This window comes from Salinivibrio sharmensis (assembly GCF_001995985.1).
In the GTDB taxonomy this organism is placed as follows: Bacteria; Pseudomonadota; Gammaproteobacteria; order Enterobacterales; family Vibrionaceae; genus Salinivibrio; species Salinivibrio sharmensis.
The window spans coordinates 170,972-189,883 of the sequence record NZ_MUFC01000003.1 but is presented as its reverse complement, the minus strand read 5'-3'; the positions used below and the strand labels follow the sequence as shown (position 1 = coordinate 189,883).

The following is an 18,912-nucleotide window of genomic DNA, read 5'->3' as shown; positions in this document are numbered from 1 at the left end:
TGCTTTGAAAATAAAACGTTTTTTTGCAAAGGATATGAGAGCAGCGTTAAGCCAAGTGAAAGAAGAACTCGGCGCTGATGCGGTGATCATGTCTAACAAAAAAGTGACAGGCGGCGTAGAAATTGTCGCAGCGGTTGATGCGGATACAGAGCCAATGCCTGATAAGCCCGCACCAAAAGCGCAGCAACAATCTGCTCAGGCTTATTCTCAGGCGCACCGCCAACTAGCGGATGATCAAGTGCAACTGCGTCAACGACAACAGGCAGGTAGCCGTCAAAACGGTTCTACTAAGCGCCCACCTCGCTTCTCCGCGATGCTGGATGAGTACCGTGAGCAATCTCAGACAGCTGAACCAGAAACAGAAGCTGACTCGTTGAGCGCGTTGCTACAACGCCAACAAAAGCAGTCAACACGGAGCCCATCGCCATCAGGGGCTGACGAGCGGCCCACTGCACTAGGACGCGGTTATGAGCCTCGTCGGCAACTTAAAAGTAGTAGTCGTTCTGGCTGGCAAACGGCTGCCAATAAGTCGAGCGGTCCGCAAGCATCTCCGTCAACGTCCAAGCCTAAGCTAGATCCATCCCGGTTTGAGGGACGTCAATCTCAGGCTTCTCATCAAGAAATTGATGCAATGCGTCAGGAAATGGCATCGATTAGAAGCCTATTAGAACACCAGTTATCGGGGCTTATGTGGCAAGAGGTCGAGCGGCGAGAGCCGTTACGCGCCATGCTCATCAAACGCTTAGAGCGTATGGGACTGTCTTCCGAGCTGGCGGATCAATTGGCCTGTTATATCCCAGAAGAGACACCACCGAATGAGGCGTGGCAAGCGCTCCTTGACCTGGTTGCCGATCAAGTGATCACGGTTGACGAGAATATGCTAGAAACCGGCGGGGTGATAGCACTGCTTGGCCCGACTGGGGTGGGGAAAACCACCACGATTGCTAAGCTGGCGGCGCGAGCCGCGATGGAATTTGGTCCGGAAGACATTGCCTTGGTGACCACAGATACATTCCGTATCGGTGCCCATGAACAGTTAGCCACTTATGGGCGTATTTTGGGTTGCCCAGTCAAAGTGGCTAAAGATGCCGATGAGCTTGCCGACATCCTTTATCAGCTGCGTCATAGACGCTTGATATTGCTAGATACTGCTGGGATGGGGCAGCGTGATCTTCGCTTGTCGGAACAGCTCGATACCCTGATGCAAAATAGTGGATCGCATATTCGTAGTTTGCTGGTATTACCGGCGACATCACAACGCCGCGTCTTACAAGAAACCATTGAACATTTTCGCCGCATCCCGTTATCGGGATGTGTTCTGACTAAACTCGATGAATCGCTCAGCCTCGGTGAACTGTTGTGTGTCACCATCGAAAATGCCCTGCCTGTGGCCTACTTAGCTGACGGGCAACGTGTGCCAGAAGATATCCGCCAAGCCACGGGACAGTTCCTGGTTGGCAAAGCCAGTGAAATGTTGGAGTCAGGTGCGGATCAGCACAACCACTTCTGGAACAGTGATGTCCCAGAGTCGAATGGGGCGGACTTTTATGATTGAGACAAGCATGCAAGATCAAGCAAGCGGCCTGCGCCGTTTAACCAATCCGTCACGCACCAAGGTTATTACCGTAACCGGGGGGAAAGGTGGCGTAGGGAAAACCAATGTCACATTGGGAATGGCCGCATCTATGGCTCGCCAAGGGAAAAAAGTCATGGTATTGGATGCCGACCTTGGCCTCGCCAATGTGGATGTGTTACTTGGCCTAAGAGCGGGCAAAAACCTATCTCATGTGCTCCAAGGCGTCTGTGATCTGAAAGATATTATTCTCGAAGGTCCGCACGGTATGAAAATCGTACCTGCCTCGTCTGGTCTTCAAGGTATGACGGAGCTAACACCGGCGCAACATGCTGGTTTAATTCGCGCTTTTGGTACACTCGAAGAAGAGGTTGATGTACTCTTAGTGGATACTGCCGCGGGGATTTCAGACATGGTACTGAGTTTCTCGCGCGCCGCACAAGATGTCGTCATTGTGGTCTGTGATGAACCTACATCAATTACTGATGCGTATGCATTGATTAAAGTACTCAGCCGTGAACATGGTGTGACACGCTTTAAAGTTGTTGCAAATATGGTCAGAAGCTACCGTGAAGGACGAGACTTGTTCACAAAATTAACGCGAGTCACTGAAAGGTTTCTCAATGCTAATCTAGAATTAGTAGCATGTGTTCCCGTTGACGAAAGGGTGAGGCAAGCAGTGAGAAAACAAAAAGTTGTCATTGACGCATTTCCTCGCTCGCCCGCATCATTGGCAATGAATGCGCTGGCGAACAAAGCGCTGACCTGGCCGGTGCCGCGAAATCCGGGAGGCCATCTGGAGTTTTTTGTTGAGCGGTTGCTTATCAAAAATGATGACGCAGGAGAGTTAGTTCGTGAATAGAGCGCTCACGTATAGCCGCACAGGGGCAGATCGCCAAGCGGTACTTGAGCGTTATTCGAGTTTGGTCAAGCGCATCGCGCATCACTTGATGGGGCGCTTGCCACCGAGTGTTCAAGTAGAAGATTTGATCCAAGCTGGTATGGTCGGCCTCCTTGAGGCACAGCAAAATTATGACCCCTCCAAAGGGGCGAGTTTTGAAACTTATGCCGGTATTAGAATTCGCGGTGCTATGCTGGATGATATGCGCCGCGGTGATTGGGTGCCACGGTCTGTCCACAAGGCGAGCCGTTCAATCAGTGATGCTATCGCATCGCTAGAAAAAGCGTTAGGTCGGGATCCAACCGACGTGGAGGTTGCAGAGAAGCTTGATATGAGCTTAGAGCAGTACCATCAGGCGCTTAACGATGTAAACTGTGGGCGGTTGATCGGGATGGATGATCTGGGCGTCTCTGAAGATGCATTCACAACAGAGAGTCGCCGTAATGACAACACTCCCTTTCAGGGTGTTGCGGAAGACAGTTTCAAAGCCGCATTAGCGGCGGCGATCAAAAGTCTTCCTGAAAGAGAGGCGCTGGTGCTATCTCTTTATTATGATGAGGAATTAAACCTCAAAGAGATAGGAGCAGTGATAGGGGTCAGTGAATCCCGGGTCTGTCAGATTCAAAGTCAGGCTACGCAACGTTTGAGAGCTAAGCTATCCGCTTGGCATAGTGAGTAAGTAACTGTTTCGACAATAAAACGAGACCTCACCGGAGGCAACCTTGGATAAAAACATGAAAATTCTCGTTGTTGATGATTTTTCAACAATGCGCCGTATCGTAAAGAATCTTCTTCGTGACTTAGGTTTCAACAATACCGTTGAAGCGGATGACGGCTTAACCGCGCTGCCAATCCTCAAAAAAGGCGGTATTGATTTTGTCGTGACCGATTGGAATATGCCTGGTATGCAGGGGATTGACTTGCTTAAAGAAATCCGTAAGGACGGCGATCTTAAGCACCTGCCTGTATTGATGATCACCGCTGAAGCGAAACGCGAGCAGATTGTGGAAGCCGCGCAAGCAGGGGTGAATGGTTACATTGTGAAACCTTTTACTGCCGCTACGTTGAAAGAGAAGCTCGACAAAATTTTCGAGCGTATGTAAACAGCCAGCGCACAGTAAGAAGGAACCGCCATGATCAATCTGGACCAAGCGAAACAATTGGTCGCGTATCTTGAAAACGGAGAGCAAGATAACGCTAATACGCTTCTTACCGAGATTGCGAAAGAAGCGCGTGATCCACTGTTTAACGAAGTGGGCAAGCTAACCCGTCAATTACACGACTCAATTACTGACTTTCGTTTGGATCCCAGAGTGAGTGACTTGGCGAACGTAGATATCCCTGATGCTCGCGACCGGCTTACCTATGTGATGCAGAAAACCGAAGTGGCCGCGAACAAGACCATGGATGCGGTTGAGCGCACTATGCCAATCGCGAGCGAGTTACAAGACAACTTACAAGCCGTCCGCCCCAATTGGAACAGCCTGATGCGCGGTGAAATCGCCTTGGATGAGTTCAAGTCGTTGTGCCACAACATTGAAGATCTGCTCACGCAAGTAGAAGGGGGCGCGACAGAGCTGCACGCGCACCTGACTGAAATTCTCATGGCACAGGATTTCCAAGATTTAACCGGCCAAGTTATCCGGCGCGTGATTGAGCTAGTGCAAGAAGTCGAGCAACAACTGGTTGAGATACTGACAGCCTTTGGCATGGATAGCGCTGCAATGGAAGCAGCATCGGCGAAAAAAGCAGATGATACCACCGATAAGTCAGCCCCTGAGGGTCCTGTGATTCACCCTGAAGAGCGCGATGACGTGGTTCACAGCCAAGATGATGTTGACGATTTATTATCGAGTTTGGGTTTTTAGAGGTGCGCTATGAGCTTTGAGATGGATGAAGAAATCCTTCAGGACTTTTTGATTGAAGCGGGAGAGATCCTCGAGCAGATGTCTGAGCAGCTGGTCGATTTGGAGCGTGCCCCTGATGATGCAGACTTACTAAACAGTATTTTCCGCGGCTTCCACACTGTTAAAGGTGGGGCGGGCTTTCTTGGCTTAAATGCCTTGGTTGATACCTGCCACGGTGCTGAAAACGTCTTTGATAACTTGCGTAATCACGGGCGTGAGGTGACATCGGATGTGATGGACACCATTTTGCAGGCACTGGATACCGTGAATGATCAATTTGCGGCGGTACAAAACCGTGAAGAGCCAGTGCCTGCCGATGGTGCCTTGCTCGAAGCGCTGCATCGTTATGCCAAGCCTGCCAGTGAAGATGAAGCGGCGGCTGAAGCGCCAGAGCCTGAACCTGAGCCAGCTCCTGAGCCAGACCCCGAGCCTGAGGCGCCCGCAAGTGAGGCATCGAGTCAGGATGACGGTGCGATCAGTGGCGACTCAGTGGACGAAATCACACAAGATGAGTTCGATAAGCTACTCGATCAGCTCCACGGCGAAGGCAAAGCCCCCACGGCGTCTGATTCAGCATCAGAAAAGCCTGAGGTAGTGGAAAGCACGCAAGCCGATAGCGGTGATATCACCGATGATGAATTTGAAAAATTACTCGATGACTTGCATGGTGCGGGCAAAGGCCCTGCGGCAGCGTCAAATAGTGCGAGTAATGAAGAGCCAACAGCGCCAGCAGCTAAGCCCGCTTCGGCGTCGTCCCAATCTGGTGGTGATGAGCTGATTGATGACGACGAGTTTGAAAAGCTCTTGGATGATTTGCACGGTAAAGGCAAAGGCCCCGCCGCCGAAGCGGAGAAAGCGAAAGCGGATGCCGATAAGGTAGACGCTCAGCCTAAGCCGCAGCCAAAGCCCGAACCTGCGCCTGCGCAAAAAGCGAGCAAGCCAGAGCCGGCCAAAGAAAGCGCACCTAAAAGTGCCGGCGCGGGTGCTAAAGCCCCCGCAGCCACAGAAAAAGCCCCAGAGAAAAAGCCACCAGCCGCTCCTCAGCAAGAGCAGACTGTGAGGGTTAACACCTCCACGCTTGACGGCATTATGAATATGGTCGGTGAGTTAGTGTTGGTACGTAACCGCTTAGTGAGCTTGGGGCAAAGCAGCAATGATGAAAGCATGGCCAAAGCGGTCACCAACCTAGACGTGGTTACCGCCGACTTGCAAGGCGCGGTGATGAAAACGCGTATGCAGCCAATCAAAAAAGTATTTGGCCGCTTCCCTCGCGTTGTGCGTGATCTGGCACGTAGCTTGAAAAAAGAGATCGTCCTGGAAATGCAGGGGGAAGACACCGACCTGGATAAAAACCTGGTCGAGGCGCTGGCTGACCCTATGGTCCACTTGGTGCGTAACTCGGTGGATCATGGTATCGAAATGCCGGATGAGCGTGAAAAAGTGGGTAAACCTCGCGTCGGTACCATCACACTCAAAGCGTCACAAGAAGGGGACCATATTCTCCTTACCATCGCTGATGACGGTGGCGGCATGGATGCAGAAAAGCTCAAGAGCATTGCGGTTGACCGTGGCGTACTTGATGCAGAAGCCGCGGCACGCTTGAGCAATAGCGAAGCTTACAATTTGATCTTCGCCCCTGGTTTCTCAACCAAAACGGAAATCTCTGACATCTCAGGTCGTGGTGTTGGGATGGACGTGGTGAAAACCGGGATCACCAAGCTAAATGGCTCGATCAATATCGACTCCGAGCTTGGTCGCGGCACAGTATTAGAAATTAAGGTGCCACTGACGTTGGCGATATTGCCAACCTTGATGGTCGGGGTGGGTGAGAACCCGTTTGCGTTCCCACTGTCGAACGTCAGCGAAATTATCAGTTTGGATATGTCCAAAACCAATACGGTTGATGGGCAGCTTACCTTGATTGTTCGCGATAAAGCCATCCCTATCTTCTTCCTGCAAGATTGGTTGTGTAAAGGCGCAACCGATATTGACAAGACCAAAGGCCACGTGGTGATCGTGCAAATCGCGCATCAACGGATTGCGTTTGTGGTAGATACCTTGTTTGGTCAAGAGGAAGTGGTTATCAAGCCGCTTGACGAACTACTTCAAGGGACCCCCGGAATGGCAGGCGCGACCATCACCAGTGATGGTCATATTGCTCTGATCTTGGATGTGCCCAACCTGTTGAAACATTACGCAGGTTAATTTGAGAAAAGGACGCCCATGGCAGTAAAAGTATTGGTGGTAGATGACTCCAGCTTCTTCCGTCGCCGCGTGAGTGAAATCATCAATGCCGACCCGAGAATGGAGGTCATTGATAGCGCGGTAAACGGTAAAGAGGCAGTGGAAAAAACCGCGCAACTCAAGCCTGATGTGGTCACGATGGATGTGGAGATGCCAGTACTTGATGGTATCTCGGCGGTACGTCAAATAATGGCGCAAACGCCCACACCAATTTTGATGTTTTCATCGCTGACGCATGACGGGGCGAAAGCGACGTTAGATGCGCTTGAGGCAGGTGCACTCGATTTTCTTCCGAAAAAGTTCGAGGATATCGCTCGAAACCGTGAAGAGGCGACCAGCTTGCTGCAACAGCGGGTGCTGGAAATTGCGCGCAAGCGTCCCGTGCTTCGCCGAGCCACACGTCCGGCCTCGCAGCCATCAACAGGACAAACGGCATCGCCATCGGGCGGTGTGCGCACGCCTGCGCGTCCAGCGTCACGCCCAGCGGTGGGTACGGCTGCATCGTCCAAAGCACCTGCACGATTTACAGCAACCGGTAAACGCTACCAGTTGATGGCGATTGGCACCTCAACAGGCGGCCCCGTTGCGCTGCAAAAAGTACTCACCAAATTGCCAGCCAACTTTCCACTGCCTATCGTTTTGATTCAACACATGCCGGCGACCTTCACATCGGCATTTGCTCAGCGCCTCAATGGGTTGAGTAAGATTACCGTGGTTGAAGCGAAAGATGGCGACGCTCTCAAGCCCGGACATGCCTACCTGGCGCCAGGTGGGATGCAGATGATGATTGATGGCAGGCCAGGCGCGGCACGTCTAAAAATCTTAGACGGCGGCGAGCGAATGAATTACAAACCCTGTGTCGATGTGACCTTTGGCTCTGCGGCGAAAATATATGGCGATAAAGTCCTATCGATGGTGTTAACGGGTATGGGCGCTGATGGCCGAGAGGGGGCGCGGATGCTAAAAAGCGCCGGTGCAACTATCTGGGCTCAAGATGAGGAAAGCTGCGTGGTCTATGGTATGCCGCAAGCGGTTGCCAAAGCGGGTATATCATCAGAAGATTTGCCGCTGGAGAGGATCGCCGAACGCATATTGGTTGAGCTGAATTTAAAATAAGGAGTGGGGCTTGATAGTCTGGAGTATCGCCAACCAAAAGGGCGGTGTTGGTAAGACAACCACCACGGTGACATTGGCAGGATTGATCAGTGAACGTAAGAAACGTGTCCTGCTAGTGGATACGGATCCACACGCTTCTCTCTCAACCTATTTGAATTTTGATTCAGAGCAGCTACCCGCGAGCTTGTTTGATTTGTTTCAACTACAAACCGTCAATAAAGAGACGGTCAAGCCGCTGATTGTCAAAACACAGTTTGAGAACATGGACTTAATTCCTGCACACATGTCGCTGGCGACCTTAGACCGTGTGATGGGAAACCGGGGTGGTATGGGGTTGGTGCTTAAAAAAGCGCTGGATGCATTGGCTGACGATTATGACTATGTGTTAATCGATTGTCCGCCTATTTTAGGGGTGATGATGGTCAACGCCTTGGCGGCCAGCCACCGTGTATTGATCCCCGTTCAGACCGAATTTTTGGCGATGAAAGGGCTAGAGCGTATGATGCGCACGTTGCAGATTATGCAAAAGTCTCGTAGTTCTAACTTTAATCTCACTATCATTCCAACCATGTACGACAAGCGTACGCGGGCATCGCTGGAAACCTTACAGGAGCTTAAAATTCGCTATAGCGATCAGGTCTGGGCATCAGCCGTGCCCATCGATACTAAATTTCGAGATGCGAGCTTAAAGCATATGCCAGCGTCTTTCTATGCGAAAAATTGCCGCGGTGTCTTTGCCTACAAAACTCTATTAACCTATTTGGAGCGACTGGAGCAGGATGAACAAGCATAATGCCCTATCCAGTGGTCAAGCGCTCGACGATTACTTTGAGGCTCTGCTGGATGACTTAGGTGAGGTGGCACAACCAAGCGAGCAGCCTGGTGAGCCTGGACGAGATAAACCGCATGTATCGTCAGCATCGTATCTTGATGAAGCGTCACCACGGTTGCAGCCACAGCCGCAGCCAGTGATGGATGCGGTAACACCTGAGCCGGTGGCGTATGCTGAACCCGAGCGTGATTTGGCAGAAGTAGAGCGACTGCTCGCGCAACTGAAAGTCGATGAAGAGGCCGAGCTCGAAGCGAAAACAGCGACCCAAACCAAGGAAGACGTTACCCAAGATACGGTTGAGGACGTTGCCGACCCTGTTGTTGAACAAGCACAAGAGCAAACCCTTGAAACCTATACCATGGCCGATTGGGGCCTGGATGTTGAGGAGCAGGTAGAGGTAGACGAGGCGGTCCCTGAGGTAGAAACTCTTACCGAGACCGAGACCGAGACCGAGACCGAGACCGAGACCGAGACCGAGACCGAGACCGAGACCGAGACCGAGGTCAGTGTAGAGGCCGACGCCGTTGCCCCCGATGTTGATATCGGTGTGGCTGAAGAGGTTGAGCAAGTCGCGGACACGCAGGAAACAGTGGAGGCTGACACCCAAGCGGGCGAAGATCTTCCTCCTACCCAGTGGGAAAATGCTGAAACGGAAGCAGAGTTTCAGGTATTATTCTTTGAAAGTATGGGCGTGACCTATGCGGTCCCTTTAGCTGAACTTGGCGGCATTCACCAATTAGGCGAGTGCAATCGCCTTATTGGCCGGCCAGATTGGTATCTAGGATTGCAGACAGAAAAGCAACAACAGCTTGATGTTGTCGATACTGCTCGTTGGGTGATGCCAGAAAAACTGGCAGATAATCAGCATAGGGACGACTATAATTATATTGTGATTCTGGGCGATAGTAAGTGGGGGCTGGCATGTGATCAGTTACTCGGCACCCAAGCGCTCAGTGGCAAAGCGATTCGCTGGCGAAAGCAAGCCGGGAAACGGCCTTGGCTAGCGGGCATGGTAAAAGAAAAAATGTGTGCTCTGATCCATGTTCAAGCATTTATTGCTATGTTAAATCAGGGGATTGACGCCAAGGCGATGGCGTAATAACTAGTTACACAGCGCGTAAAGAGGAAAATCAATGTCTCAGGTAGCTGAAGTTCAAAAAGAAGGCGTCAATGACGAGGTGTTGCAGTGGGTTACTTTTCAGCTTGAAGAAGAGACCTACGGCATTAATGTGATGCAGGTGCGTGAAGTGCTGCGTTACACTGAAATTGCACCCGTACCGGGCGCCCCTGACTATGTATTAGGTATTATCAACTTGCGCGGTAACGTCGTCACCGTGATCGACACGCGTTCACGTTTTGGCTTAGCCTCTACCGAAGTGACGGATAATACCCGCGTGATCGTTATCGAAGCCGAGACCCAGGTGATTGGTATTATGGTTGATAGCGTCGCGGAAGTGGTGTATCTAAAAACATCAGAAATCGATACCACGCCAAGCGTTGGCACTGAAGAAAGCGCTAAGTTTATTCAAGGCGTGAGCAACCGCAATGGCGAGCTTCTTATCTTGGTTGATCTCAACAAGCTGTTGACCGACGAAGAATGGAATGAGATGGCAATGCTGTAATGATGGAGCTTGTGCTGACGTGGTCGCCGGTAGTTGTAACGGTGGTGTTTGCCATCGTTGCATTGTGGCGTCTGCGTGCGGAAAAGCGTGCCCGGCAACGGCTCGAGAATAAGCTTCAAGCGATGGAAACCGTGCTAAAAAGTGCACGCCAGCGTCATGACAGTCTTGCTAAGCAATTCAATGAATTGCGAGCAGGTAGCATGGGGATGGGGCAAAAACTTGCGGACTTGTCGACCAATGTGGATGAGTTGCTAGAAAAGCACGTCGAGCTCGAGATGCAAGACTCGGAAAGTCGCCTCTATAGTCGGGCGAGCAAGATGGTTGACTTGGGCGCGGATGTTGACGAGTTAATGCAAGAGTGTGATCTCCCCAAAGCAGAGGCTGAATTGCTGCTTAATCTGCGTAAGCGGCAAGCTGCCAATCAGCAGCGCTAACCGCTAAGCCTATCCTACACCAACGTATCGATAGGTGTGTGTCCCTGCCAACCTGGCGGGGTCTTTCCCTCCAATACCCAAGCGTAAGCAATCAACTCGGCAATCACTCGATAGAGCTCGGGTGGGATCTCATCATCTTTATCCAGTCGATCTAGCCAGGCGAGCAAATGGGCGTCTTGATGAATGAGCGCACCTTGTTCACTTAAGGCCTCGATCAGTTCATTCGCGAGTCTATCAGTGGCTTTTGCTTTGACCTTGGGGGCATGGTAGCCGTCATATCCGAGAGCGACCGCTCGTTTTTTATCTTTCATCACTAAACCCTCATAGAAATGCCAGCGGCGAGCACGTCATCCTCTGACGCCGGCCCGGTTTCGTCGATGTCTTCATTAACGTCTACATCCAAGGTAATCGCTTGATGTATAAGCCGTTCATTGAGCCAATCAAGTGTTTGATGAATGCGTTGCTTAAGCTTAGCGGTCGGTGCGGTCAGTGTCAGCGCCCTTTCTTCCTTTGATAGCGATAAATCAGCCCGGACAAACTGATGGCCGACAGGAAGGTAAAGCCGAACTTGCCACTGAACCTTATCCTCTGAGGGAGACGCCGATTGTCCGGTTTGTTTACGTGCAGTGACACGAACAGGGGGGCGTTGTGGGTCAGAAAAGGGTAAGACCCATTGCCACTCACCCGGGCGTGATGATTCTGCCACTCTTTGCTCTGCCATCAGTCTTAATGCCCCCGTAAGATTATCGCCCTCTGACTGGGGCGAGAGCCATTGTCTTAGGAGTGTGGCAAGCAACTTATCGGCAGGGCGTTGGGTGAGCCACTGGGCAATTGTTTCAGAACTGGGTCCCTGTTGATGGCCGGGAGTGGGAAGCGTCCAAGCGGTAAGTAGTGATTGCATTAACGTTTGGCTCGACGCGGGCTGTTGTCTCATGGTGGCAGTCAGTGCAGGCAACAAATGTAACTGGGCTAACACATCGGCCAACCCTGTACTGGCCGCGGTATGTATAAGGGTAAACTGTGCTTGCGACAGTGCACGGCCATCGATTGATGGCAAGGACGGTGAGGCTAAACCCGCCGGCTTTATCACCAGTTGTTGTGGATTCGTTGGGGCAATCTTCATGGTTTCTCACAATTATTTACGCGAGTCACACTTTGCAACCCTGTGGTAACTAACAGTCATTTTGACCATTGTGGTACTATGCGTCCACTTTTGTAACACAAGCAGGATGCAACATTTGTCATGTTGGAAGTGAAACAGCTTTGCTGTGTTCGTGATGACCGAGTGTTGTTTGATGCGCTGACATTCTCTCTGTCTCCCGGTGATCTTGTTCAAATAGAAGGCCCAAACGGAGCGGGCAAAACCACGTTATTGCGAATTATCGCGGGTCTGGGGCTCGCGGACAGTGGGGAGGTCTGTTGGCAGCAGCAGGCGATCACCCTACAACGCGACGCCTTTTATCGCGATCTTCTATTTTTAGGCCACACCACAGGGGTTAAGCGCGAGCTGACGGCCTTCGAAAACTTGGCCTACTACATGCAGATGCACGGCCGCACTGATCATGATGCGATCTGGCAAGCACTGGCTAAAGTGGGGTTAGCCGGGCGTGAAGATATTCCCGCCGGGCAGCTGTCAGCGGGACAAAATCGGCGCGTTGCGCTCGCGCGACTGTGGCTAAGCGACCGCCGATTGTGGATTCTTGATGAGCCCCTGACTGCGATTGATAAACAAGGGGTAAAAGTGCTTGAAGCTGTGTTTGAGCGACACGTACAGCAAGGAGGGATGGTACTTTTTACCACTCATCAAGATATGTTTGTCGGCCATCCGTTATTGCGTCGTATTCGTTTGGGGGCGCAATGATCAAAGCGATGTGGTTGATTATTCGCCGAGAGCTGAAAGTGGCGTTTCGCCAGCCGGCTGATAGCCTGAATCCGTTGTGGTTCTTTATCATTGTGATCACCTTATTCCCGCTTGGTGTCGGGCCAGGTCCTCAGTTACTGCAGACCATCGCACCCGGTATTATCTGGGTCGCGGCATTACTCTCTGCGCTGCTGTCCTTGGAGCGTTTGTTCCGAGACGATTATTTGGACGGATCGCTTGAGCAAATGATGCTGATGCCCGTTCCCTTACCCTTACTCGTGATCGCTAAGGTGATCGCACACTGGCTACTGACTGGTTTGCCTTTATTGTTAGTCAGCCCGGTGTTGGCGTTATTACTGTCACTCGATGTTATCCAGTATCAAGCGGTGGTAATGACTTTGTTGTTGGGGACCCCAACATTGAGTTTTGTCGGTGCGATCGGGGTAGCTCTGACAGTAGGGCTGCGTAAGGGAGGTGTTCTTCTGAGCTTGCTGATCCTCCCGCTTTATATCCCTGTACTGATTTTTGCTACCTCAGCCATTGATATGGCGGGATTCGGTGCAGACATCAATGGACAGCTGGCTATTCTGGGCGCCATGCTGGTTGGGTCCGTCACCTTGGCCCCCTTTGCTATCGCCGCCGCGTTGCGTGTGAGCGTGAACTAATTATTAATCAGGAAGTAGAGCAATTGTCATGTGGAAGTGGCTTCACCCTTACGCAAAGCCGGAAGTAAGCTATCGGCTGTGTGGAAAACTCCTCCCTTGGTTTGCTGTGTTGGCAGGCTTGAGTTTGGTTACGGGCATGGTTTGGGGCTTAGCCTTCGCGCCGGCCGATTACCAACAAGGCGATAGTTTTCGGATTATCTATATTCATGTTCCCGCTGCCATTTGGTCGATGGGTGCGTATATGTCGATGGCGATCGCGGCGTTTGTTGGCCGTGTTTGGCAGCTAAAAATGGCCGATTGGGCCGTGGGAGCGATCGCGCCGGTCGGCGCGGTGTTTACCTTTATTGCCCTAGTGACCGGTGCGATTTGGGGTAAGCCCATGTGGGGCGCTTGGTGGGTATGGGATGCTCGCCTTACCTCAGAGTTGATTCTATTGTTCCTCTACATTGGCGTCATGGCTTTGTATAACGCCTTCGACGATGCGCGCACGGCCTCACAAGCCGCTGGGATTTTGGCGATGGTGGGCGTGATTAACCTGCCTATCATCCATTTTTCCGTAGAGTGGTGGAATACCTTGCATCAAGGCGCCACCATCACCAAATTCGCTCGCCCTTCAATCGACCCTGGGATGCTTTGGCCGTTACTTGTTTGTTTATTAGGCTTTGCCTGCTTTTTTGTCACCCTGACCTTGATGGGACTGCGAAATCAAATTCTCTTAAGAGAGTCTCATCGGCCTTGGGTGCGCGCTTTGGTGGAGGGTAACTAATGCATTTTGACAGTTTTAGTGCGTTTTTAGCGATGGGAGGCTACGCCGCCTATGTATGGAGCGCATTCGGTATCACCGCGGCGGCCATGTTGGCACTCATTGTTGGTTACCGGCGTACACATAAAAAACGTCTGCAAGCGGTTAAACAACAAATCGCACGTGAGCAGCGAATAAAAGATGCACAAGCACTGGAGAACACATTATGACGCCTCGACGCAAAAAACGGTTGTGGATCACTTTAGCGTTGCTAATTGGTGTCTCGACCACTATCGGCCTGGTTTTGTATGCCTTAAATCAAAACATGGATCTGTTCTACACTCCGACTGAAATCGTGCAAGGTAAGCCCGATGGAAGCAAGCCGGAAGTCGGCCAGCGTCTGCGCATTGGCGGCATGGTGGTGGAAGGATCGGTGAAACGCGATCAAGAGTCTTTGCTTATTCAGTTTGATGTCGCCGATGTTGGCCCAGCGGTCACCGTGACCTATGAGGGCATCTTGCCGGACCTTTTTCGGGAGGGACAAGGTATTGTGGCTCAGGGGGTATTGGTTGACGCTCGCACGGTAAAAGCAAGCGAGGTGTTGGCTAAGCACGATGAAGAATACATGCCGCCTGAGATAGCAGAGGCGATGGAAAAGAGCCATCAGCCGCTTGAATACACAGAAGAGCAAAAACAAGGTAGTCAGTTATGATTGTTGAGCTCGGGCATTACGCGTTGATCCTCGCATTGGGACTGGCGCTGCTACTCAGTTTTTATCCACTGTACGGTGCCAACCAGGGCCATGAAGGAATGATGAAAATGGCGCGTCCTCTCTCTTTGGGGATGTTTGCCATGCTGCTGTTTTCTTTTGTTGCGTTAAGTTGGGCGTTTTATACCAATGACTTTACGGTGGCCTATGTCGCCAGTAATTCCAACAGTGCCTTGCCTTGGTACTATCGCTTAACCGCAGTTTGGGGGGCGCACGAGGGCTCACTGTTACTGTGGGTGCTGATTCAGGCGCTTTGGACCGTGGCGGTGGCGGTATTTAGCCGCGGTATGCCGTTATCGTCAGTCGCGCGTGTGCTCGCCGTGATGGGCATGATATCGGTCGGCTTCTTGTTGTTTATTATCCTGACTTCGAACCCGTTTGACCGCACTCTGCCATACTTCCCTGTTGATGGCCGTGACTTGAACCCATTGTTGCAAGATCCTGGACTCATTGTGCATCCACCTATTTTGTACATGGGGTATGTAGGTTTTTCGGTCGCCTTTGCTTTCGCCATTGGCTCATTGCTCGCGGGACGCTTAGATACCGCGTGGGCGCGTTGGTCGCGTCCTTGGACCACGGCTGCATGGCTTTTCTTAACCTTAGGCATCGCGCTCGGCTCTTGGTGGGCCTATTACGAGCTTGGCTGGGGCGGCTGGTGGTTCTGGGATCCGGTCGAAAACGCCTCATTTATGCCGTGGCTGGCGGGAACCGCTTTGATGCACTCTTTAGCGGTGACAGAAAAGCGTGGCACCTTTAAAGCGTGGACGGTATTACTCGCCATTTCTGCGTTCTCACTCAGCTTATTAGGGACATTCTTGGTGCGCTCCGGGGTGCTGGTATCGGTGCATTCGTTCGCCTCCGACCCGGCGCGTGGCCTATTCATTCTTGGCTTTCTTGTGGTGGTGATTGGTGGCTCACTGTTGCTCTATGCACTGCGTGCCTCCGAGATCAAAGGGCGAACCAAAGTGTCGTTCATTTCTCGTGAGAACGCCTTGTTGGTCAACAATACCTTGTTGATGACCGCGCTTGTGATTGTCTTGATTGGTACCTTATTGCCGCTTGTGCACAAGCAGTTGGGCCTTGGCTCAGTGTCGATTGGCGAGCCCTTCTTTAACTTCCTGTTTGCGTGGCTGATGCTGCCATTTGCCTTTTTCCTTGGGATTGGACCATTGATTCGTTGGAAGCGTGACAAGCTGTCAACCTTAGCCAAACCGATGATTATCAGTGGTATTGCTGCTGTCATTTTAGGTGTTGGTGCCATCGCAATCTTAGCCGATAGCTTTAAGGCGATGGCGGCGATGGGCGTGACCATGGCGCTGTGGATCACCTTCCTACATGGCTATGAGCTTCATTTACGTGCCACCCACCGTCATCCATTTAGCGTGGGAATCAAAAAACTGGGACGCAGCCACTGGGCTATGGTGTTGGGCCATATCGGTTTAGCCATCACCATTATTGGGGTGGCAATGGTCGAGAACTATGACATTGAGCGCGACGTTAAAATGGCTCCAGGCAGCAGTGTTACTTTGCAAGGGTATACGTTTAACTTCACCGATTTGTCGGAAAAACAAGGCCCCAACTACCAAGGTTACGTGGCCTCATTTGATGTATACCGTGGTGACACCTTTATCAATCACTTGGATGCCGAAAAACGGTTCTATTCAGTGCAGCGCTCGATGATGACTGAGGCGACTATCGATCGTGGCTTAACCCGTGACCTATACATCGCCATGGGTGAAGAGTTGCCTGATGGCTCATGGGCAATGCGACTGTACTACAAACCCTTTGTGCGTTGGATTTGGTTTGGTGCCATTGTCATGGCGCTGGGTGGTGCGTTAGCGATCAGTGATAAGCGCTATCGGTTCCGTCGCACGCTGTCTTATAAGCAGGAGGCAAAGGCATGAAGAAGCTCTTCTGGTTTCTGCCGTTGTTGGCATTTGTCGCGTTGGCAGGTTTTTTTGTTGCCCAGCTCGATAAGAATGCTAAAGGCGACGATCCTACCAAGCTAGAGTCAGTGTTAGTGGGTAAGCCCGTGCCCGCTTTTCACCTTGAGGACCTACAAACTCCGAGCAAGGAATACGATCAAGCCATTTTCACGGGCGAGCCCTTGCTGCTTAATGTCTGGGCCACCTGGTGCCCGACCTGTTATGCCGAACACCAGTTTTTGAATAAATTGGCGGCGCAAGGGGTAAAAATCATTGGGCTTAATTACAAAGATGATCGGCAAAAAGCGGTCAAATGGTTGAACAACCTGGGTAATCCCTATCAGATCAGTTTATATGATGGTGATGGGATGCTAGGGCTGGATCTTGGCGTCTATGGTGCGCCGGAAACCTTTTTGATTGATGCCAACGGCGTGATTCAGTACCGACACGTGGGTGATGTGAATGCACGTAATTGGGAGGAGACCCTCAAGCCAAAATTTGATGCATTGAAGGGGGCTGACAAATGAAGCGATTGATCCTGCTTGGCGCGTTGTGGCTGAGTGTAAGCTTGGCATTTGCCAACGCGATTGACGTGTATACGTTCGACTCGGCGGAGCAAGAAGCTCGATTTCGTGCCCTGACCAGTGAGCTGCGTTGCCCCAAGTGTCAAAATAACAGCATCGCGGACTCTAACGCCGAATTAGCGCAAGACTTGCGTCAAAAAGTGCACCAAATGCTGCAGCAAGGGCGCACGGATGAAGAAATTCGCAGCTTTATGATTGCGCGTTACGGCAACTTTGTGACGTACAATCCGCCCGTCACCGCATCAACCCTGATTTTGTGGCTTGCGCCGGCGCTGGTATTGGTGTCCGGTATGGTTGTGATGATAGTGCGCAGCCGACGTGCCAAGCAGACTGTCAATCACGCGTTGAGCGATGAGGAGGAGCAACGACTCAATGCACTGTTGTCATCGCCAGAACAAACCGATGTGTCGTCAAACGGCTCGTCAGCGACGAGCGTCGATGAACAAGCGGAACAACCGATGTCATCTGAGCATGCGTCAACCCAGCAAAATAAGGAGCCAAAATGATTGAATTTTGGGGCGCGACCTTGGTGTTTTTTGTCCTTGGCGTGGTGATGTTTTTGTGGCCCCTTTGGCAAAAAAGTGAGCACGATCATCAGGGAAGCCGTGATGCACTGAACAAAGCGTTTTACTATGACCGTGTTGAAGAAATTCAAGCAGAAAGCGCTGAAGGGTTAATCGATAATGAAAAGGATCTGACGCGCGACCTTCAACAGTCCTTGTTAGACGACATCCCAGAAAAAGAGAAAGCCAAACAAGCCCGCCATTTGCGACTGACGCCGATGCAGTGGGTGCCAGGTTTAATCGTGCTAGCGGTGGTCAGTTTCGGCTTGTATGGTATTGAGGGCAGTGCCAATCAAGTGGCGCAGTGGCAACAAACCGCCCAGCAGTTGCCGTCGTTATCTAAGCGCCTGCTTAACAATGAACAGCCGCTGACGCAACAAGAGATGCAAGACTTAACCTTGGCGCTGCGCACGCGCTTGCAACACGAACCAAGCGATAGCACTGGGTGGCTGTTGCTGGGTCGTATTGGCCTTGCTAATCGAGACGGTGAGACGGCTAAGGGAGCAATGGAAAAAGCCTATGCATTGGCACCTTCGCAACCTGAAGTTCAAGTCGGGTTGGCGCAAGCCTTGTTGTTTGCGGGCGATGAGGCAGACAGTACGCGGGCGCAGAACTTGTTGAAATCTGTGGTGAAGGACAACCCGTTCAATTTGCAGGCGATGTCATTGCTCGCCTACCAAGCGTTTGAGCAAGAACGCTATCAAGATGCGATCGCGACATGGAAGGCGATGAAAACCTTGATAGGCAGTGACGATCCGCGTAACCAGACGTTAGATCAGTCGATTGCACGTGCAAAGTTGGCCCTTAATAGTGCGGATGGGGCCAAAGTAGACATCACGGTGGCGCTCGGCAGCCAAGTGCAGGTACCGAAAGAGGGGGTGGTGATCATTTCCGCGCACGCGTCGACCGATTCACCGATGCCCATTGCAGCCAAACGCCTGCCTTTGTCAAAGTTTCCACTCTCGGTGACGTTGGCGGACACTGACAGCCTGAACCCCAATCAAGCGTTATCCTCGCAAGAGACGGTGGTGATTAAGGCGCGGGTTGACCGAGATGGTAACGTCGCCACCAAACAAGGTGACTGGGTTGGACAAAGCGGTACCGTGAGTCTAGGTAACCACACAGAACTGGTTATCGACAAACAGCAGTAACCGAGACAGAATAGCCAATATTG

The 18,912-nt window shown here is 51.7% G+C and carries 21 protein-coding genes and 1 pseudogene; 20 read left to right on the top strand and 2 right to left on the bottom strand.

Annotated features, from left to right (window positions below; translation table 11 throughout):
• Positions 1-4 precede the first annotated feature (4 nt).
• Genes flhF through BZG74_RS04330 form a run of 11 tightly spaced genes read left to right on the top strand, consistent with a single transcriptional unit; the run spans position 5 to position 10,629 of the window.
• A complete protein-coding gene (gene flhF, locus BZG74_RS04380) occupies positions 5-1,555 on the top strand; it encodes a flagellar biosynthesis protein FlhF (RefSeq protein WP_077771511.1) in 1,551 nt (516 codons plus the stop codon).
• Entirely contained in the window at positions 1,548-2,435 is an 888-nt protein-coding gene (locus BZG74_RS04375) for a MinD/ParA family protein (RefSeq protein ID WP_046074933.1), read from the top strand. Before flhF ends, BZG74_RS04375 begins: the two co-directional genes overlap by 8 nt.
• Positions 2,428-3,153, top strand: coding sequence for an RNA polymerase sigma factor FliA (locus BZG74_RS04370; protein WP_077578014.1), 726 nt, complete (start codon positions 2,428-2,430; stop codon positions 3,151-3,153). Before BZG74_RS04375 ends, BZG74_RS04370 begins: the two co-directional genes overlap by 8 nt.
• Positions 3,154-3,208: 55 nt before the next feature.
• The gene (gene cheY, locus BZG74_RS04365; protein ID WP_046074931.1) at positions 3,209-3,577 is read left to right on the top strand and encodes a chemotaxis response regulator CheY; all 369 of its coding nucleotides are present in this window, start codon (positions 3,209-3,211) and stop codon (positions 3,575-3,577) included.
• A gap of 30 nt (positions 3,578-3,607) precedes the next feature.
• The gene (locus BZG74_RS04360) at positions 3,608-4,342 is read left to right on the top strand and encodes a protein phosphatase CheZ (RefSeq protein WP_077771510.1); all 735 of its coding nucleotides are present in this window, start codon (positions 3,608-3,610) and stop codon (positions 4,340-4,342) included.
• 9 nt (positions 4,343-4,351) lie between these two features.
• Entirely contained in the window at positions 4,352-6,586 is a 2,235-nt protein-coding gene (locus tag BZG74_RS04355) for a chemotaxis protein CheA (protein ID WP_077771509.1), read from the top strand.
• 18 nt (positions 6,587-6,604) lie between these two features.
• Positions 6,605-7,741, top strand: coding sequence for a protein-glutamate methylesterase/protein-glutamine glutaminase (locus tag BZG74_RS04350; protein ID WP_077771508.1), 1,137 nt, complete (start codon positions 6,605-6,607; stop codon positions 7,739-7,741).
• Between the two features lie 10 nt (positions 7,742-7,751).
• On the top strand, positions 7,752-8,534 hold the full coding sequence (locus BZG74_RS04345) for a ParA family protein (RefSeq protein WP_077771507.1): 783 nt from the start codon (positions 7,752-7,754) through the stop codon (positions 8,532-8,534).
• A complete protein-coding gene (locus BZG74_RS04340; RefSeq protein ID WP_077771506.1) occupies positions 8,521-9,672 on the top strand; it encodes a chemotaxis protein CheW in 1,152 nt (383 codons plus the stop codon). The genes BZG74_RS04345 and BZG74_RS04340 overlap by 14 nt, the downstream gene beginning before the upstream one ends.
• A gap of 34 nt (positions 9,673-9,706) precedes the next feature.
• Entirely contained in the window at positions 9,707-10,195 is a 489-nt protein-coding gene (locus BZG74_RS04335) for a chemotaxis protein CheW (RefSeq protein WP_046074925.1), read from the top strand.
• Positions 10,195-10,629, top strand: a complete 435-nt coding sequence (locus tag BZG74_RS04330; RefSeq protein ID WP_077771505.1) for a DUF2802 domain-containing protein — start codon at positions 10,195-10,197, stop codon at positions 10,627-10,629. The genes BZG74_RS04335 and BZG74_RS04330 overlap by 1 nt, the downstream gene beginning before the upstream one ends.
• 14 nt (positions 10,630-10,643) lie before the next feature.
• On the opposite strand, the gene BZG74_RS04325 is transcribed toward BZG74_RS04330, so the two are convergent.
• Together BZG74_RS04325 and BZG74_RS04320 are read right to left on the bottom strand one after the other, a co-directional pair.
• Entirely contained in the window at positions 10,644-10,940 is a 297-nt protein-coding gene (locus BZG74_RS04325; RefSeq protein ID WP_077771504.1) for an EscU/YscU/HrcU family type III secretion system export apparatus switch protein, read from the bottom strand.
• 2 nt (positions 10,941-10,942) lie between these two features.
• The gene (locus BZG74_RS04320) at positions 10,943-11,752 is read right to left on the bottom strand and encodes a hypothetical protein (protein WP_077771503.1); all 810 of its coding nucleotides are present in this window, start codon (positions 11,750-11,752) and stop codon (positions 10,943-10,945) included.
• A 120-nt stretch (positions 11,753-11,872) separates the two neighbouring features.
• Here BZG74_RS04320 and ccmA point away from each other — a divergent pair, with 120 nt between their 5' ends.
• The 9 genes and pseudogenes from ccmA (at position 11,873) to ccmI (ending at position 18,889) form a co-directional block, all read left to right on the top strand.
• Positions 11,873-12,490 (top strand): cytochrome c biogenesis heme-transporting ATPase CcmA, encoded by a 618-nt coding sequence (gene ccmA, locus BZG74_RS04315; protein WP_077771502.1) that lies wholly within the window; start codon positions 11,873-11,875, stop codon positions 12,488-12,490.
• Entirely contained in the window at positions 12,487-13,155 is a 669-nt protein-coding gene (ccmB, locus tag BZG74_RS04310) for a heme exporter protein CcmB (RefSeq protein WP_077771501.1), read from the top strand. Before ccmA ends, ccmB begins: the two co-directional genes overlap by 4 nt.
• Before the next feature lie 28 nt (positions 13,156-13,183).
• Entirely contained in the window at positions 13,184-13,921 is a 738-nt protein-coding gene (locus BZG74_RS04305; protein ID WP_077771500.1) for a heme ABC transporter permease, read from the top strand.
• Entirely contained in the window at positions 13,921-14,127 is a 207-nt protein-coding gene (ccmD, locus tag BZG74_RS04300; protein WP_077771499.1) for a heme exporter protein CcmD, read from the top strand. Before BZG74_RS04305 ends, ccmD begins: the two co-directional genes overlap by 1 nt.
• Complete coding sequence (gene ccmE, locus BZG74_RS04295; RefSeq protein ID WP_077771498.1) at positions 14,124-14,609, top strand: cytochrome c maturation protein CcmE; 486 nt, start codon at positions 14,124-14,126, stop codon at positions 14,607-14,609. The genes ccmD and ccmE overlap by 4 nt, the downstream gene beginning before the upstream one ends.
• Positions 14,606-16,570 carry a heme lyase CcmF/NrfE family subunit gene (locus BZG74_RS04290; RefSeq protein WP_077771497.1) on the top strand — a complete coding sequence of 655 codons (1,965 nt, stop codon included), beginning with the start codon at positions 14,606-14,608 and terminating at the stop codon, positions 16,568-16,570. The genes ccmE and BZG74_RS04290 overlap by 4 nt, the downstream gene beginning before the upstream one ends.
• Positions 16,567-17,118 (top strand): DsbE family thiol:disulfide interchange protein, encoded by a 552-nt coding sequence (locus tag BZG74_RS04285; protein WP_077771496.1) that lies wholly within the window; start codon positions 16,567-16,569, stop codon positions 17,116-17,118. The genes BZG74_RS04290 and BZG74_RS04285 overlap by 4 nt, the downstream gene beginning before the upstream one ends.
• A pseudogene (locus tag BZG74_RS04280) lies at positions 17,115-17,579 on the top strand (cytochrome c-type biogenesis protein); the annotation flags it as partial. The gene BZG74_RS04285 and the pseudogene BZG74_RS04280, both read left to right, overlap by 4 nt.
• Before the next feature lie 98 nt (positions 17,580-17,677).
• Positions 17,678-18,889: a c-type cytochrome biogenesis protein CcmI gene (gene ccmI / locus BZG74_RS04275; RefSeq protein ID WP_077771494.1), complete on the top strand. Its 1,212-nt coding sequence runs from the start codon at positions 17,678-17,680 to the stop codon at positions 18,887-18,889.
• Positions 18,890-18,912 lie beyond the last annotated feature (23 nt).